This is a genomic window from Kitasatospora sp. NPDC058492, assembly GCF_042720685.1.
GTDB lineage: Bacteria > Actinomycetota > Actinomycetes > Streptomycetales > Streptomycetaceae > Kitasatospora.
Window position 1 is genome coordinate 30,706 of record NZ_JBHXMU010000023.1, and the last position, 14,771, is coordinate 45,476.

Annotated in this window: 19 protein-coding genes; 12 read left to right on the top strand and 7 right to left on the bottom strand. The window is 72.4% G+C overall.

Features of this window, described 5'->3' with window-relative positions; all coding sequences use genetic code 11:
* Positions 1-8 precede the first annotated feature (8 nt).
* Positions 9-752 (bottom strand): class I SAM-dependent methyltransferase, encoded by a 744-nt coding sequence (locus tag ACFWPI_RS17185; RefSeq protein ID WP_380376091.1) that lies wholly within the window; start codon positions 750-752, stop codon positions 9-11.
* Between the two features lie 270 nt (positions 753-1,022).
* Between ACFWPI_RS17185 and ACFWPI_RS17190 the strand changes: the two genes are divergently transcribed.
* Positions 1,023-1,337: a hypothetical protein gene (locus tag ACFWPI_RS17190; RefSeq protein WP_380376089.1), complete on the top strand. Its 315-nt coding sequence runs from the start codon at positions 1,023-1,025 to the stop codon at positions 1,335-1,337.
* On the opposite strand, the gene ACFWPI_RS17195 is transcribed toward ACFWPI_RS17190, so the two are convergent.
* Positions 1,321-1,812 carry a Ser-Thr-rich GPI-anchored membrane family protein gene (locus tag ACFWPI_RS17195; RefSeq protein WP_380376088.1) on the bottom strand — a complete coding sequence of 164 codons (492 nt, stop codon included), beginning with the start codon at positions 1,810-1,812 and terminating at the stop codon, positions 1,321-1,323. The genes ACFWPI_RS17190 and ACFWPI_RS17195 overlap by 17 nt on opposite strands.
* Positions 1,813-2,052: 240 nt before the next feature.
* On the opposite strand from ACFWPI_RS17195, the gene ACFWPI_RS17200 reads away from it, so the two are divergent.
* Positions 2,053-2,313: a hypothetical protein gene (locus ACFWPI_RS17200; RefSeq protein ID WP_063352920.1), complete on the top strand. Its 261-nt coding sequence runs from the start codon at positions 2,053-2,055 to the stop codon at positions 2,311-2,313.
* A gap of 50 nt (positions 2,314-2,363) precedes the next feature.
* On the opposite strand, the gene cynR is transcribed toward ACFWPI_RS17200, so the two are convergent.
* Complete coding sequence (gene cynR, locus ACFWPI_RS17205; protein ID WP_380376086.1) at positions 2,364-3,272, bottom strand: transcriptional regulator CynR; 909 nt, start codon at positions 3,270-3,272, stop codon at positions 2,364-2,366.
* A 123-nt stretch (positions 3,273-3,395) separates the two neighbouring features.
* On the opposite strand from cynR, the gene ACFWPI_RS17210 reads away from it, so the two are divergent.
* From ACFWPI_RS17210 to ACFWPI_RS17220, 3 genes are all read left to right on the top strand, one after another.
* Complete coding sequence (locus ACFWPI_RS17210; protein ID WP_380376084.1) at positions 3,396-4,010, top strand: carbonic anhydrase; 615 nt, start codon at positions 3,396-3,398, stop codon at positions 4,008-4,010.
* Between the two features lie 89 nt (positions 4,011-4,099).
* Positions 4,100-4,570 (top strand): cyanase, encoded by a 471-nt coding sequence (gene cynS, locus ACFWPI_RS17215; protein ID WP_063352917.1) that lies wholly within the window; start codon positions 4,100-4,102, stop codon positions 4,568-4,570.
* A gap of 77 nt (positions 4,571-4,647) precedes the next feature.
* Positions 4,648-5,148 carry a nucleoside deaminase gene (locus ACFWPI_RS17220; RefSeq protein WP_380376082.1) on the top strand — a complete coding sequence of 167 codons (501 nt, stop codon included), beginning with the start codon at positions 4,648-4,650 and terminating at the stop codon, positions 5,146-5,148.
* 137 nt (positions 5,149-5,285) lie between these two features.
* Here the strand turns inward: ACFWPI_RS17220 and ACFWPI_RS17225 are convergent, their stop codons facing one another.
* The 3 genes from ACFWPI_RS17225 to ACFWPI_RS17235 all read right to left on the bottom strand — a co-directional run bounded on the left by ACFWPI_RS17225 (position 5,286) and on the right by ACFWPI_RS17235 (position 6,602).
* On the bottom strand, positions 5,286-5,501 hold the full coding sequence (locus tag ACFWPI_RS17225; RefSeq protein WP_380376081.1) for a DUF397 domain-containing protein: 216 nt from the start codon (positions 5,499-5,501) through the stop codon (positions 5,286-5,288).
* A gap of 68 nt (positions 5,502-5,569) precedes the next feature.
* The gene (locus ACFWPI_RS17230) at positions 5,570-5,782 is read right to left on the bottom strand and encodes a DUF397 domain-containing protein (protein WP_380376079.1); all 213 of its coding nucleotides are present in this window, start codon (positions 5,780-5,782) and stop codon (positions 5,570-5,572) included.
* A complete protein-coding gene (locus ACFWPI_RS17235) occupies positions 5,766-6,602 on the bottom strand; it encodes a helix-turn-helix domain-containing protein (RefSeq protein ID WP_380376078.1) in 837 nt (278 codons plus the stop codon). Before ACFWPI_RS17235 ends, ACFWPI_RS17230 begins: the two co-directional genes overlap by 17 nt.
* A gap of 118 nt (positions 6,603-6,720) precedes the next feature.
* Here ACFWPI_RS17235 and ACFWPI_RS17240 point away from each other — a divergent pair, with 118 nt between their 5' ends.
* The 3 genes from ACFWPI_RS17240 (at position 6,721) to ACFWPI_RS17250 (ending at position 7,712) form a co-directional block, all read left to right on the top strand.
* Positions 6,721-6,921: a hypothetical protein gene (locus ACFWPI_RS17240; RefSeq protein WP_371515316.1), complete on the top strand. Its 201-nt coding sequence runs from the start codon at positions 6,721-6,723 to the stop codon at positions 6,919-6,921.
* Positions 6,921-7,169, top strand: coding sequence for a hypothetical protein (locus ACFWPI_RS17245; protein ID WP_380376076.1), 249 nt, complete (start codon positions 6,921-6,923; stop codon positions 7,167-7,169). Before ACFWPI_RS17240 ends, ACFWPI_RS17245 begins: the two co-directional genes overlap by 1 nt.
* Positions 7,170-7,244: 75 nt before the next feature.
* A complete protein-coding gene (locus tag ACFWPI_RS17250) occupies positions 7,245-7,712 on the top strand; it encodes an NUDIX domain-containing protein (protein ID WP_380376074.1) in 468 nt (155 codons plus the stop codon).
* Positions 7,713-7,887: 175 nt separating this feature from the next.
* Here ACFWPI_RS17250 and ACFWPI_RS17255 read toward each other — a convergent pair whose 3' ends face one another.
* Entirely contained in the window at positions 7,888-8,610 is a 723-nt protein-coding gene (locus tag ACFWPI_RS17255) for a histone deacetylase (RefSeq protein ID WP_380376072.1), read from the bottom strand.
* Positions 8,611-8,933: 323 nt separating this feature from the next.
* Between ACFWPI_RS17255 and ACFWPI_RS17260 the strand changes: the two genes are divergently transcribed.
* From ACFWPI_RS17260 to ACFWPI_RS17275, 4 genes are all read left to right on the top strand, one after another.
* Entirely contained in the window at positions 8,934-12,917 is a 3,984-nt protein-coding gene (locus ACFWPI_RS17260) for a Pls/PosA family non-ribosomal peptide synthetase (protein ID WP_380376070.1), read from the top strand.
* A gap of 97 nt (positions 12,918-13,014) precedes the next feature.
* Entirely contained in the window at positions 13,015-13,227 is a 213-nt protein-coding gene (locus ACFWPI_RS17265; protein ID WP_063352910.1) for a DUF4287 domain-containing protein, read from the top strand.
* A gap of 321 nt (positions 13,228-13,548) precedes the next feature.
* The gene (locus tag ACFWPI_RS17270) at positions 13,549-14,136 is read left to right on the top strand and encodes a hypothetical protein (protein WP_063352909.1); all 588 of its coding nucleotides are present in this window, start codon (positions 13,549-13,551) and stop codon (positions 14,134-14,136) included.
* A gap of 101 nt (positions 14,137-14,237) precedes the next feature.
* Complete coding sequence (locus ACFWPI_RS17275) at positions 14,238-14,744, top strand: DUF6882 domain-containing protein (protein ID WP_380376069.1); 507 nt, start codon at positions 14,238-14,240, stop codon at positions 14,742-14,744.
* Positions 14,745-14,771: the final 27 nt, after the last annotated feature.

Genomic DNA, 14,771 nt, shown 5'->3' on the forward strand with positions numbered 1-14,771 from the left:
CGGGCCGGTCAGGCGCGGCAGCGCAGCAGTTCCAGCGGCGGGCTGGCGAGGAGGTCCGCCCAGAAGTCCTCGCCGAACTCGCGCAGGCCGGCTTCGGACACCTGGAGCGGGACCCACTCGGCGTCGCCGAACCCGGCCGCCCGCAGGCACTCCTCGTAGACCTCGCGGCGCGGGGCCGCGCCTACGATGCTGATCGGCTGCGGGTCGAGGAGGGCCGTGATCCGCACCCGCGGGCCCGTCTCGATCTCCTCGCCGGTCGGCTCGCAGCGGAACCCGTACTTGTCCAGGGAGGGGCAGTCGAAGCGGTAGTCGGGCTTCTGGGCGAGCACGAAGAACTCCCCGCCCGGTACCAGGCTCCGGTGGATGTTGCGGCACATCCGCTCCATCGCCGCGACGTCCTCGGCGTAGTTGAGGCACTGCACTCCCAGTGCGATGTCGAAGTGACGGTCGAGGGGCCGTAGTTCGGCCACGTCGCCGACCTCGTAGCGCACGCCCAGCGGGTCGCGCTGCTCGATCGTGCGCGCGGCGGCGACCATCTCGGCGGAGATGTCGACGCCGAGGACGTCGGTGGCGCCGCGCCGCTTGAACTCCCTGCTGTAGAAGCCGGTGCCGCACGCCAGGTCGAGGACCGACCGGCCGGCCACGTCCCCGACCAGGCCCAGGAAGCTCGGCACCTCCCCGTAGCGGATCAAGGGCAGGGACTTGAACCCCTCGAACGCCTCGCCGATCCCGTCGTACTGCTGCACGCCCACGTGCCGCCCCTCCTGTGTGTCGCCCGCCGGGTCGCGGCCGTGGCGGAAAGTCTCCTCCGCCCCGCCGGGCCGCCGTACTGGCAGATGACACAAAGAAGTTGGCCGGTGGCGGCGGCTCGGGGTGCGCACCCTCCTATCGCCCGACACCGCTCTTCGGGGGGCGGGGAAACGCCGTCGAAGGTCCATTCGGGTGACGTCCCGCGTCCTCGCGTGTCCGAACGGCCACACTGGCAGCGCTGAGGAAGCCCGCCGTTCAAAGGAGACGAGTCCGTGAAGAGCCTCGGAAGGACGCTGGTCACCGTCGGTGCCGCTGCGGTTCTGTGCATCGCGGTCCCGGCCAACGCCCAAGCCGCGGAGGGGACTTTCACCTACATCAGCAACAACCAGGAGCACACGCTGGAGAACCCCGAGGGTGACCGGTGCTACGACCTCGGCCGCCGTGTCGCCGAGCTGTACAACGACACCGACGCGGAGGTGGCCGTCTTCCTCGGCGCCGGTTGCCAGGACGAGATCGGGACCATCAGGTCGGGTGGTTCGAGCACCCGAAGCGGCATCGGTTCGGTCAGTTTCACCGACGCCGAGTAGTCGGCGCACCCGGCGGTGGGGCGGCCCGGCCGTCCGACGTGATCGTGAAGGGCTCGGACCAGTTGCCGGAATCACCGGACAGGACGACCCGGTAGTCGTCTCCAGGGGGGACGTCCGGCACGGTCACCTCCATCCGTCCCAGCAGGATGTCGAAGTCACTGGCGAGGACGCGGTCGAGGAGGGTGACGCCGCCCGCGCGCAAGGTGATGGACCCCGTGCGGTTGGTGATCTGCGCCGGCGGATCCGAGACGTCCCAGGTGACTTCGACCCGCTCGCCGACCCGCCAGAGCGCCCCCGCGCGAGGGGAGAGAATGCGCGGCACGTAGACGTCGCGCCGGGACGTGCGCTCGGCGGAGTGGGCGGCCACCGCCGGACCGGCGGCCTGCGCCTGGGCCGGCACCGTGGTGAGCAGGCTCGGCATGGCGGCGGCGGCCAGTGCCACCATGCCCAGGACGGGGCCGTTCCAGATCCTCATGGCCCCAGTGTCTCGGTTCGGCCCCCGACGAGCGCACGGACGGGCGCCCCTTCCCTCGATCGGGGGAACGGCCGTCGGTGACGGACGGCCCGTGAGGGGGGCGTGGCCCGGGGCCTGAGGGCGGCAAGCGGCCCGTCAGCCGCCTGGCGGGGTGTGAGGTGCGGGCGTCGCGGCTCCTTTTTCGGTGCGGGTCGGTCGCCTACGGTGGGTCACCCCGAAGACGAGGAGCGGAGGTTCCCTGTGGCGGACGAGGCGACGACGCAGTACCGCAGCTATGCCTGGGAGGACGAGCACGGCGTCAAGTACGTGGCCGCCTACCCGGGCGACGAGGAGGCCGACGAGGAGCGCAAGGCCGAGCTGCGGGCGTTGGGCGCCCGCGTGTCGGCGGACCTGGTGGCCGAACAGGAGGCCGAGCGGGAAGCCGAGCGGCGCAGGGCCGGGCGAGGGGCCGGGCGTGCGGGGCCGGCGCTGCGGCTGATCCGCGGTGAGGGTTCGTCCTGAGTGCGTGACCGGGCCCGCCGGTCCGCAGGGCGCGGACGGGCGGGCCCGCTTCAGGCCGGGCCGTCGGGGGTGTGGTCGAAGGTGTGGGCGCGGTGCCGGGCGAGGTCGCTGAAGGAGCGGGCGGCGGCGCTCTGGTAGGCGGTGTCCCGGCGGAGCAGGGCGACGGCGCGCGAGGGGAGCGGCGGGTCGACCGGGACGGAGCGCAGGTGGGGGTGTTCGCGGGTGGTGGCGTCGGGTAGCACGGTGGCGAGGCCGGTGCGTTGGACGATCGCGACGAGCGCGCTGACGGAATTGGCCTCGATGGCGATCCGGGGCCGGACCCGGTGCTCGGAGAGGAACCGGTCGATGTGCTGCCGGGTCGCGAAGTCACCGCTGAGCAGGGCGAGTTGCTGGTCGCCCAGTGCGCGGACCGGGATCGGGCCCGAGTGGGCCGCGTACGGGTGGTCGGAGGCGACGACGAGGCCGAGGTGCTCGGTGAACAGGGTGGTGGCGGTGACGGCCGGCAGGTGCGCTCCGCCGAAGGCGATGCCGAGGTCGAGCTGGTCGGCGGCCAGCTCGGACTCGACGCGTTCCTGTGCCATCTCGCGGACGTCCAGGCTGATCCCGGGGTGGCGCGCGTGGAAGTCCCCGATGAGGGGCCCGGTCAGGTAGGCGGTGAAGGTCGGGGTCACGGCCAGGCGCAGGGTGCCGCGTGAGAGGTCCTTGACGTCCCGCACCGCGCGCTCGGCCGCCGCGAGGTCGCGCAGGGCCCGGCGCGCGTAGTGGGCGTAGGCCTGGCCGGCGTCGGTGAGGCGCACGGTGCGCCCGGAGCGGTCGAGGAGCTGCACGTGCAGCGAGCCCTCCAGCTGCTTGATCTGCTGCGAGAGGGTCGGCTGTGAGACGTGCAGGGCTTCGGCGGCGCGGGTGAAGTTGGCGTGCTCGGCCACGGCGAGCAGGTACCGGAGGTGGCGCAGTTCCATGAGCCAACTATAGGCAGCACTGATGGCAATGATGGCTACCGCGTCTTGGACACTATAGGACCAGGTCATGCATCGTTGAGGTCATCGGCAGGCACCAACGGTCGTCGAAGAAGGAGTGACCTCATGAACGAGATGGCGCAGGGTTTCCAGCGGTTCAGCCGGGAGGTGTTCCCGGCCCGGGCGGCACTGTTCAAGAGGCTCGCCACCACCCATCAGCCGACCGCGCTGTTCATCGGCTGCTCGGATGCCCGGGTCGTGCCGGAGCTGATCACCCAGACCGATCCGGGCGAGCTGTTCGTCATCCGCACCGCCGGCAACCTCGTGCCCCCGTACACCCGGGGCGCGGACGGTGTCGCGGCGAGCATCGAGTACGCGGTCGGCGTGCTCGGGGTCACGGACGTGATCGTCTGCGGGCACTCCGCGTGCGGCGCGATGACCGCCCTCGCCTCCGGCGGCGACCTCACCGGCCTGCCCGCCGTCGCCACCTGGCTGCACCACGCGGACGTCGCCAAGGCCCGCACCGACGCGGGCGGGCACCCGGCCGGCGCGGAGCGGGTCGCCGCCCTGGTGAAGGACAACGTCCTCGCCCAGCTGGCCAACCTGAAGACCCACCCGTCGGTGGCCAAGGCCCTGGTGCAGGGCAGGTTGACCCTGCACGGCTGGGTCTACGACATCGGATCCGGCTCCGCCGAGACGCTCGACACCGACAGCGGACGGTTCGTCGCCCTGGCAGGCTGACCACCGCGTCCCCTCCGACCACTCCCTCCCACCACCCCCAGACCAGGTCCGGGCACCCGCCCCGGACCCATCCCCGAAAGGCCCACCCCATGGTGCACGCGCAGTTCGACCAGACCGCCCGTCAGCAGCTCGCCCTGGAGGTCGTCGACGCCAAGATCCGCAAGGACCTCACCTGGCAGGAGCTCGCCGACACGACCGGCCTGTCCGTCGCCTTCGTCACCGCCGCCCTGCTCGGCCAGCACGCCCTGCCCGCCGACGCGGCCAAGGCCGTCACCGAACTCCTGGGCCTGGACGAGGACGCGGCCCGGCTGCTCCAGACCATCCCGCTGCGCGGCAGCATCCCCGGCGGCATCCCCACCGACCCGACCATCTACCGCTTCTACGAGATGCTCCAGGTCTACGGCACCACCCTCAAGGCCCTGGTCCACGAGCAGCTCGGCGACGGCATCATCAGCGCCATCAACTTCAAGCTCGACGTCAAGACCGTCGAGGACCCCGAGGGCGGCCACCGCGCCGTCATCACCCTGGACGGCAAGTACCTGCCCACCAAGCCGTTCTGATCCCCGGGCGGGCCGGGGCGGACCGACAGGTCCCCCCGGCCCGCCGTCCCGCCCCTGACCAGCAAGGAACCGCCACCGTGGACTTCGCCCAGCACACCATCGACCTCGCCCGTCGCAACGTCGCCGAAGGCGGGCGCCCGTTCGCCACCGTCATCGTCAAGGACGGCGAGATCTTCGCCGAGAGTGCGAACAAGGTCGCCCAGACCGGCGACCCCACCGCGCACGCCGAGATCCTCGCCATCCGCGACGCCTGCACGAGGCTCGGCACCGAGCACCTGACCGGCACCACCATCTACGTCCTCGCCCACCCCTGCCCGATGTGCCTGGGCTCGCTCTACTACTGCAGCCCCGACGAGGTCGTCTTCCTCACCACCCGCGACGACTACGAACCGCACTACGTCGACGACCGCAAGTACTTCGAACTCGCCACCTTCTACACCGAGTTCGCCAAGAACTGGGACGAGCGACGGCTGCCGATGCGCTACCGGCCCAGCGACGCGGCCATCGACGTCTACCGGGCGTGGCGCGAGCGCAACGGCGGCGAACGCCGCGTCGCCGGCGCGCCCGTCGCGGCCTGACGAGGGCGCACACGATGCCCGAGCCGATCGAGAAGGCCGCGTGGATCCGGCCGGAGACCGGCCGGGTCCACGCCGCCGCAGGTGAAGCATGGGGCAGCCCGGTCGCGTCGGCGCCCGGGTCGATCAGGTCGCCGCAGTCAGCCTTTCGCCGAGAGGCGGGTCTCCCGGGCGTCGAACTCGCCGACGCGGACGGCGGTGACGAAGGCCTGCCAGGCGGGGGTGGGGAAGCAGAGGACGGGCCCGTCGGGGTCCTTGGAGTCTCGGACGGGCTGCACGCCACTGAAGCCGTCGGCGATCTCGATGCATTCGCCTCCGCCGCCGCTGTAGCTGCTCTTGCGCCAGGTGGTTGCCATCGCGTTGCCTCCTGCGGGTGGAGTGGGAAGTCGATGGGGATGACTTCCCACTCCGGCGTCAGATAGGCCTAGTTGGCGTCGAACTCGCCAGCGCTGATGGCGGTGACGAAGGCCTGCCAGGAATCGGCGGGGAAGGCGAGGGCGTGGCCGTTGGGGTCCTTGGAGTCGCGGACCGGGACGATGCCGGGGAAGCCGTCCGCTACCTCGATGCATTCGCCGCCTTGGCCGCTGAACGTGCTCTTGCGCCAGCGAGCGCCGGATAGGTCAAGGTGCACTTTCAAGTTCCTTCCGTACTGCGCGGATCAGCTCAAGCGACGGGGCCAGAGGCAGTGCCTCGGCTTGCAGCCGATCGTACTCCCTGGCCCAGCCTGCGAGGGTTTCGGCGTCGCGCTCCAGATGGCCGCGCAGGTGGCTCTCCGAATAGCCGAGCAGCGAACGATTCGGCATCGTCAGAAGCGTCACCGGGTGTGCGAACGGCCGGTGCTCTCCGAGACCGAGCGGAGCTACCTGGATGGTCATGTTCGGTAGACCGGCCAACTCCTCCAGGTGGGCCAGCTGGCTCACCATCACCGCTGGTCCGCCGATTGGCCGTCGCAGGCTCCACTCGTCGAGTACGGCCTGGACGTATGGCGGAGACGGTCGGTTGATCCGTTCCTGTCGGGTGAGGAGGAACCGCATGCGCTCGTCGGCCTGCTGCTGAGTGACGGTCCCGCGCGTGACCGGTGCCTGTTCATAGGCTGCCGCATACTCGGGAGTCTGCAGCAGCCCTGAGATGACCCCGATCTGGAAGGGCCGGATGGCGGTCGCTTCGGCTTCCTTGTCGGCGTACTCAGGGAAACCCTCTATCAGGATGCTGTGTTCGAGCTGGTCGAGCATCAGGCCGAGCGTGCCGCCGGTGGCGAGGTGCTCGTCCACGAGATCGACGAATCGGCGGCTCGGCGCGCGGATGCCGCGCTCGATGCTGGAGATGTAGGCGCCGGAGTAGGCGATGACCTCTCCGAGTTCCGTCTGGGTCAGGCCGCGTGCCTCGCGTGAACGGCGGAGCTGAATCCCGAGGGTCGCGTACGGAGATGACGCAGGATCAAGCTTCTTACGGTTCATGATGCTTCCCAACTGAACCATGCTGAACTGGCGACTTCAGATGCTTCCCTAGGAGGGGGTCGTTCCGCAAGTCTTTCCCACACAGAACGTGAAGGATCGACTGCGGAAGGTTATTCCCATGGGTGATGTCCAAGTGCCCCGGTTGCACGGCTACGGGGTGCGGTGGGACCCGGAGGGCCGGTGTTACCGGGTGCGGAACGAGACGACGGGGGAGTGGCTGCGCAGCGGTACCTCGGGTGGGCTGGCCGCCTTCTCCTCGTTCTCCGCCGCCTTCAGCGCCTGGCGGGGGTTCGAGGTTCGGCGGCAGGTGGGGGCGTGATGGGATCCGCCCTCAACCGCGCCACTGTCGACCAGCGGCGGCAGGCGGCCGACGTCCTGGACGACCTGACGGCCGTCCTCGCCCTGTCCGGGGTGAAGTTGCCGTCCGTCGAGGTCGACTGGGAGCACGGCCGCAGAACGGGCTGCTACCTCATCGGCCTCGGCTGCGCCCGTCCGTCCGAACTCCTGCGGGTCGTCGACCTGTTGCGCAAGGGCCTGCGTTACGAGCGCCTGACGCGTGACGGCTGAACTCCTCGTCCGCCTGCTGTGGTGGGCGGGCTTCTCCCTCGTACTCCTTGCCGCCCTCAGGAAGTGAACCCCCCGATGCGCGACCCCCGCCTTCTCGCCAAGCCGCCGGTGTGCCGGCTCGGCTGCCTCGTCCTCGTCCGCAACCCGCGCGGCGACGTCCTGCTCGTCGACCCGGACTACATGGACGGGATGATCCTGCCCGGCGGCGCCGCCCAACCCAACGAGCCCCCCAACCTCGCCGCCGCCCGCAACCTCCACGCCGAGACCGGCCTCAACCTCCGTCTCGCCGACGTCCTGGCTGTCGACTTCACCCCCGCCGACCGCTACCTGGAACGCCTCAACCTCGTCTTCGACGGCGGCACCGTGCGCGACGACACCCGCCTCACCGTCCCACCCCGGCACCACAGCGGCCTGTTCGGCGCCCGCTTCGTCCCCGCCCACGAACTCCCGGACGTCATGGCCCCCGCCCAGGCCGCCCGCGCCGCCGAAGCCCTCGCCAACCGCGCCGTCCCCCTCCTCCTCCATGGCCAACGCTCAAGCTGAAGGGCGTGATCTTAAAACCGCCTTTGACGAAGCCGCCGAGTGGCCGGCGCCTCCCGCCGCCAGCCGCCGGCGGGAGGCGCCGGTTCGCCCGTGCGGTGGCCTGGCGTTTCCTTTGCCTGATGTGGCCGGAACCCGCGCAGTTGTCACCGTACGGTCACCACGGGGTGAACAACACCTAAAGGTCCAGACCACCGCCCAGTGCGGCCAGGACGTCCGCCGGGTTCCAGTGCCCGGCGGCGCCCGGGCGGGAGGCCAGGTAGTCGGCGCAGTGGCGCGCGTTCCAGCCGTGGGACTCGGCCAGGCCTGCGGCCAGGGTGCGCAGATAGGGCGCCGAGGGTGGATTGAGTGCGGCGCCGGCCAGGCCTTCGGGGGCGGTGAAGGTCAGCAGCGGGTGTCCGTCCAACTCGCCCGCGTGTACCAGCGTCTCGTACCGGCCGGGCCCGAGCCGGTCGCGTCCGTGCGCGAGGGTGTGGGTGAGGTCGAGGTCGGCGCCGGGGGAGCGGCGCATCTCCTGGGCGGCGATGTCGCTGAACTGACTGACCGTCATCAAGTAGATGCGGCAAGGAAGTTCGCCCGGTGCGTCCGGATCGTAGAAGCCGCTGCCGCCGCCCCACACCGCCGACTCCCGCGCGAAGTACAGCGTGCCGGGCAGGGTCGTGGCCACGTCCCGGCGCGGCGGGTGGTGGTCGCGGCAGCCGGGGTAGGTGTGCGCGCCGCCGTCGGGGCGGCCGCCGCGCAGGTAGCAGGCGAGCCGGGCGGCGTGCAGGTTCGACCCGTACGCCGCGTACCAGACGAGCCGCACGCCGCCCTCCGCGCCGCCCTCCGCACTGCCGGACGCGCCGTCCCCGAGGCCGCCCCCACCCCCGGCGGGCCACCGGCGGGATCCGGCCACCATCATCGCTAAACCTCCAGATCTGGCGGGTCCGCTTTCACTACCGGTAGTGTCCCCGCCGCTATGGCGTAGACCACTCTTCGCCTTCCCGTCATATGCCTCCTGCCTCCGGCGATTACCCTTCGCCACCGAAAGCGATCGAAAAACCCCGAAATGACTTTCGAATCGTTCCCTGATGCCCCCATATGTCGCCGAAAATGAAAAGTTCCTTTGACTCCACCTCCACGGCATCCAGCGGGCTCCCAGTGGAGTCATGGTGAGTGAGGCACCACGCAAGGTGACTCCCCGCATTCATCCTTAATGACTACTCCCAGCCGAGGACACTCCTTATGGACGCACGCCAGGACATGGCAGGCCCGGGAACGCTGAACCGTCCCGGGCCTGCCCACGCCGCCGGTTGGCCGGCCGTCCGGCCCGCGCACCCCCGCAGCCTGCTCGACATCGTCACCGCCACCGCCGACGCCCACCCGCACGCACCCGCGCTGGACACCGGCACCGCCGTACTCGACTACCGCGCCCTCATGCACGAGGTCGACACCCTCGCCGGCGTCCTCGCCGGGCACGGCATCGGCACCGGAGACCGGGTCGGCGTGCGCATCCCCTCCGGCACCGCCGACCTGTACGTCGCCATCCTGGCCGTGCTGCGCTGCGGCGCCGCCTACGTGCCCGTCGACGCCGACGACCCCGACGAGCGCGCCGACATGATCTGGCAGGACGCCCAGGTGTGCGCCGTCCTCGGCGCCGAACGCCGGCTCGCCCCCGGCTCCGGGGCCGGGCCCCGCGGCAACCCCGTCTGGCCCACCCCCGCCGACGACGCGTGGATCATCTTCACCTCCGGCACCACCGGCCGCCCCAAGGGCGTCGCCGTCACCCACCTCTCCGCGGCCGCCTTCGTCGACGCCGAGGCCCGCCTCTTCCTGCGGCAGCAGCCGCTGGGCCCCGGCGACCGCGTCCTGGCCGGCCTGTCGGTGGCCTTCGACGCCTCCTGCGAGGAGATGTGGCTGGCCTGGCGCCACGGCGCCTGCCTGGTGCCCGCCCCCCGCTCCCTCGTCAAGGCCGGCACCGACCTCGGCCCCTGGCTCGTCGAACGCCGCATCACCGCCATCTCCACCGTCCCCACCCTGCTCGCCCTGTGGCCGCAGGAGTGCCTGGACGCCGTGCGCCTGATCATCGTCGGCGGCGAGGCCTGCCCCGCCGAACTCGTCGAGCGCCTCGCCACCCCCGGCCGCGAGTTCTGGAACACCTACGGCCCCACCGAGACCACCGTCGTCGCCACCGCCGCCCGCATGCTCCCCGGCCAGCCCGTACGCATCGGCACCCCCCTGGACGGCTGGGAGATCGCCGTCGTCGACGCCGCCGGCCACCCCGTCCCCTGGTACGAGACCGGCGAACTCCTCATCACCGGCATCGGCACCGCCCGCTACCTCGACCCCGCCAAGGACGCCGAGAAGTTCAGCGCCCACCCCGCCCTCGCCTCCCCGCGCGTCTACCGCAGCGGCGACCTCGTGCGCAACGACCCCGAAGGCCTCGTCTTCGTCGGCCGCGCCGACGACCAGATCAAACTCGGCGGCCGGCGCATCGAACTCGGCGAGATCGACGCCGCCCTCCAGGCCCTGCCCGGCATCCGCGCCGCGGCCGCCGCCGTCCGCAAGAGCCCCGCCGGCGCCGACCTGCTGGTCGGCTACCTCGTCGCCCAGCCCGGCACCACCCCCGACCTCACCGCCGCCCGCCAGCACCTGCTCGGACGCCTGCCCGCCCCGCTCGTGCCCGTCCTCGCCCTCGTCGACTCCCTGCCCACCCGCACCTCCGGCAAGGTCGACCGCAACGCCCTGCCCTGGCCGCTCGCCACCACCGGCACCGCCACCCCCGGCACCGCCGCCCCCCTGGACGGCACCGCCGGCTGGCTCGCCGGCCGCTGGGAGAGCATGCTCGGCACGGCCCCCGGCCACGGCGACGACTTCTTCGCCCTCGGCGGCTCCAGCCTCACCGCCGCCCGCCTCGTCTCCGAACTGCGCACCCGCCACCCCGGCGTCTCCGTCGCCGACCTCTACGCCCACCCCGTCCTCGGCGACCTCGCCGACTACCTCGACAACCTCGCCGGCCCCCCTCATACCGGCGGCGCCGCACACACCCCCACCCCCGCCCCCGTCCGCACCGTGCGCCGCACCCCCGCCAGCGCCGGCCTGTGGCAGACCCTCATCCTGCTCGGCGTCTTCGGCATCTCCGGACTGCGCTGGATCCTCGCCCTCACCGCCTTCGACAACCTCATCGGCAGCCAACTCAGCTGGGCCCCGCACAGCTCCTGGTGGCCCGTCGCCGCCGGCCTCCTCCTCTTCTACAGCGCCCCCGGCCGCACCCTCCTCGCCGCCGGCAGCGCCCGCCTGCTCACCGCCGGCCTGCGCCCCGGCAGCCACCCCCGCGGCGGCCAGGCCCACCTGCGACTGTGGGCCGCCGAACGCGCCGTCACCCTCTTCGGCGTCGGCGCCCTCGCCGGCACCCCCTGGGCCCGCCGCTACGCCCGCGCGCTCGGCTGCCGCATCGGCGCCGGCGTCCTCCTGCACACCCTGCCCCCCGTCACCGGCCTCGCCCGCATCGGCGCCGGCGCCACCGTCGAACCCGAAGCCGACATCGCCGGCTGGTGGCTCGACGGCGACACCCTCCACCTCGGCCGCATCGACATCGGCGACGGCGCCCGCATCGGCGGCCGCTCCACCCTCATGCCCGGCGCCCGCATCGGCGCCGGCGCCGACATCGCCCCCGGCTCCTGCGTCACCGGCGCCGTACCCGCCGGCGAACACTGGCACGGCTCCCCGGCCCGGCCCTCCACCGAGGCCCGCACCACCTGGCCCGCGGCCGCCGCCACCCCCCGCTCCCGCTTCTGGAACCTCGCCTACGGCGTCGGCCTGACCGTCTTCGGCCTCCTGCCGATCATCGCCGCCCTCCCCGCCCTCGCCATCGTCTTCACGATGGTCGACACCGACCGCACCCTCACCGCGGCCCTCCTCCAACTCCTGCCCGCCACCATCCCGCTGGCCGCCCTCACCCTGGTGTGCCACGCCACGCTGATAGCGATCATGGTCCGCCTCCTGTCCATCCCGCTGCGCCCCGGCTTCCACCCCGCCCACGGCCGCGTCGCCTACTGCGCCTGGGCCGTCACCCGGCTCAGCGACACCGCCCGGCGCACCCTCTTCCCCTTCTACGCCAGCCTCTTCACCCCGGTGTGGCTGCGCCTGCTCGGCGCCAAGGTCGGCCGCCGCGTCGAAGCCTCCACCGTCCTCGCCCTGCCCGGCCTGATGCGCGTCGACGACGGCGCCTTCCTCGCCGACGACACCCTCGTCGCTCCCTACGAACTGCGCGGCGGCTGGCTGCACATCGGCCCCTCGCACGTCGGGCGCCGCTCCTTCGTCGGCAACTCCGGCATCGTCGGCCCCGGCCGCCGACTGCCCGACAACTCCCTCGTCGGCGTCCTGTCCGACACCCCCGTCAACGCCCCCGAAGGCTCCTCCTGGCTCGGCCGCCCCGCCTTCGCCCTGCCGCGCGTCGCGGCCGCCGGCGGCGACGCCCGCACCTACAACCCGCCCCGGCGCCTGATGTGGGCCCGCGCCGGCGTCGAACTGTGCCGCCTGCTGCCCATCGTCCTCGCCGCCCTCCTCGGCGACCTCGTCCTCGCCACCCTCCAGGAACTGCGCGACGACTACGGCCTGCCGCGCGCCCTCGCCGCCGCCGGCCTCGTCCTCATCGGCGCCGCCCTCATCGCCTGCCTGGTCACCACCGCCGCCAAGTGGCTCCTCGTCGGACGCTTCCGCGTCGCCGAACACCCCCTGTGGTCCACCTTCGTGTGGCGCAACGAGCTCTACGACAGCTTCGTCGAGGAACTCGCCATGCCCTTCGGCGGCTCCAGCATCACCGGCACGCCCTACCTCAACGCCTGGCTGCGCAGCCTCGGCGCCCACATCGGGCGCGGCGTGTGGTGCGAGACCCACTGGCTGCCCGAGAGCGACCTCGTCACCGTCGAGGCCGGCGCCAGCGTCAACCGCGGCACCGTCCTGCAGACCCACCTCTTCCACGACCGGGTCATGCGCCTGGGCCCCGTCCACCTCGGCCCCGGCTCCACCACCGGCCCGCACTCCATCGTCCTGCTCAACTCCTCCCTCGGCGCCGGCACCACCGTCGGCCCCGCCTCCCTGGTCATGCGCGGCGAGAACGTCCCCGGCACCACCCGCTGGCTCGGCAACCCCGTCGCCGCCTGGAACGCCGACCCCGCCCTCGCCCCCGTCGCCGGGCGGCGGGCCAAGCGCAAGGTCGGAGTGTGACGCAGATCACTTCGGCCGGGCGATGAGTTGACGATGCGGTCGCGGTCCTACCTGGGTAGACCGCGACCGCATCCGTTCCCGAAAGGGCGTACCGACCATGACCGCCACCCCCGCCAAGGGCCCCGCCAGCTACTTCCCGTCCATCGAGAAGAAGTACGGCCGACCCGTCGCCGAGTGGAAGGACCTCATCCGGGCCTCCCCGCTCGGCAAGCACATGGAGCTCGTCGCCTGGCTCAAGACCGAGCACGGCCTCGGCCACGGCCACGCCAACGCCCTCGTCGCCCACACCCTCGCCGAAGCGGCGGCCTGAGCCCGCCGTGCGGCTCTGCCGGTGACGCCCGGCCCCCGGCTCTGCTGGTGACGCCCGCCTGCGCCCCGTGGCGGGTGGTGGGCCGGCGGACGACGACGGGGCCGGGGCCGCCTGCGGCACGATCGGGAAGCAGGCGGCCCCGGACCCGGGTCGTTCCGTACGGGCGGGGCATCGACCGCGATGCCCGTACGGCTGCGGTCGGGACCCATTCGACGACTTCAACAGCACTTGAAGTCAAGCCCCCGGCGGCCCGAGGCGCCGGAGGGCGGGGTAGCCTCGCTCCCGGCGGGGGCCGGCGGACGAGGTTTCAGGGGCGGTCGAATGGAACAGCAACAGCGCGGCTACTGGCGGGTCGCGGACGGTTCGGCGGTCAGCTCAACCCAGGCCCAGGTCGCCTGGACCAGGGCCGCCTACCCGGCCCTGGTGGACGTGGCCCGCCGCTACCACGCGGTGATCACCTACTCCGAACTGGCCGAGACCGTGCAGGAGGCGGCCGGCGTGCGCACCCGGGTGCACCAGCGCACCTGGATCGGCAAAGTCCTGGCCCTGGTGGTGCGCGAGGCACACCGCCGCGGGGACCCGCCGCTGACCGCACTGGTGGTCCACTCCACCGACGGCATGGTCGGCGTCGGCTACCAGGAAGTACTGGCCGTGGCCGGACAGCCGCCGCTCGCAGCGGACATGGACCGCGAACACCACGCCGCCGCCGCCCGCCTCGCCTGCTACCGGCACTTCGGCGCCCAACTGCCCGCCGACGGCGGCACCCCCGCCCTGGCCCCGCGCCTGCAAGCGGCCGTCAACCGCAAGGCGGCCGCCGCCACCCCGCCCCGCCCCCCGGCGATCTGCCCCTCCTGCTTCCTCCAACTGCCCGCCACCCGCATCTGCGACTCCTGCGGCGCCAGCGCGTAGGGGCTCTCTTCCGGATCACGCCGGGGTGGGGCCGACGGGCCCGGACGGAGCAGCAGGCCGGATGGGATGATCTTGCCGGCAGTTCCGTACGAGGAGGCACGGTGGACGACCACTCGAAGCACGACCACTCCCGGTGGGAGGGCGTCGTGATCGCGGCCCGCGAACGTGCCCGCGCGCGGCAGGCCCTCACGGTCGAGCGCTTCGGACTGTCAGGCGACGTGCAGTACCACTGGTCGATGGACGACGCGCGGATCACCTGGTCGCGCAGGAGGAAGTGGTCGCGCAAGAGCGAGGTGTTCCTCACCGGCCGGCTCACGATGATCGGCAGCGTCAGCCTCGCCCGGCAGACCTGGCTGTGGTCCTGGGCGAATGAGTCGCTGCCGCCCGCCGTCCTGGGCGACATCGAACAGGTACGGCGCTTCGGCGAGGACAACGACTTCCCCGTCCTGCCGTGGCCGGGCTTCGACTCCCACCCCGAACTCGTCGCCGAGGCGCGGGTGGTCGCGGCCTCGGTGCTCGACGCCGACGGGCTGTGGGCGGAGTCGACGGACGACACCGAGCTCCACTTCCTGCTCCACGACCTGGTGCCCGCCGCGGCGGGCGACTAGGCGGTCGGTCGGACGGTCGGACGGCTG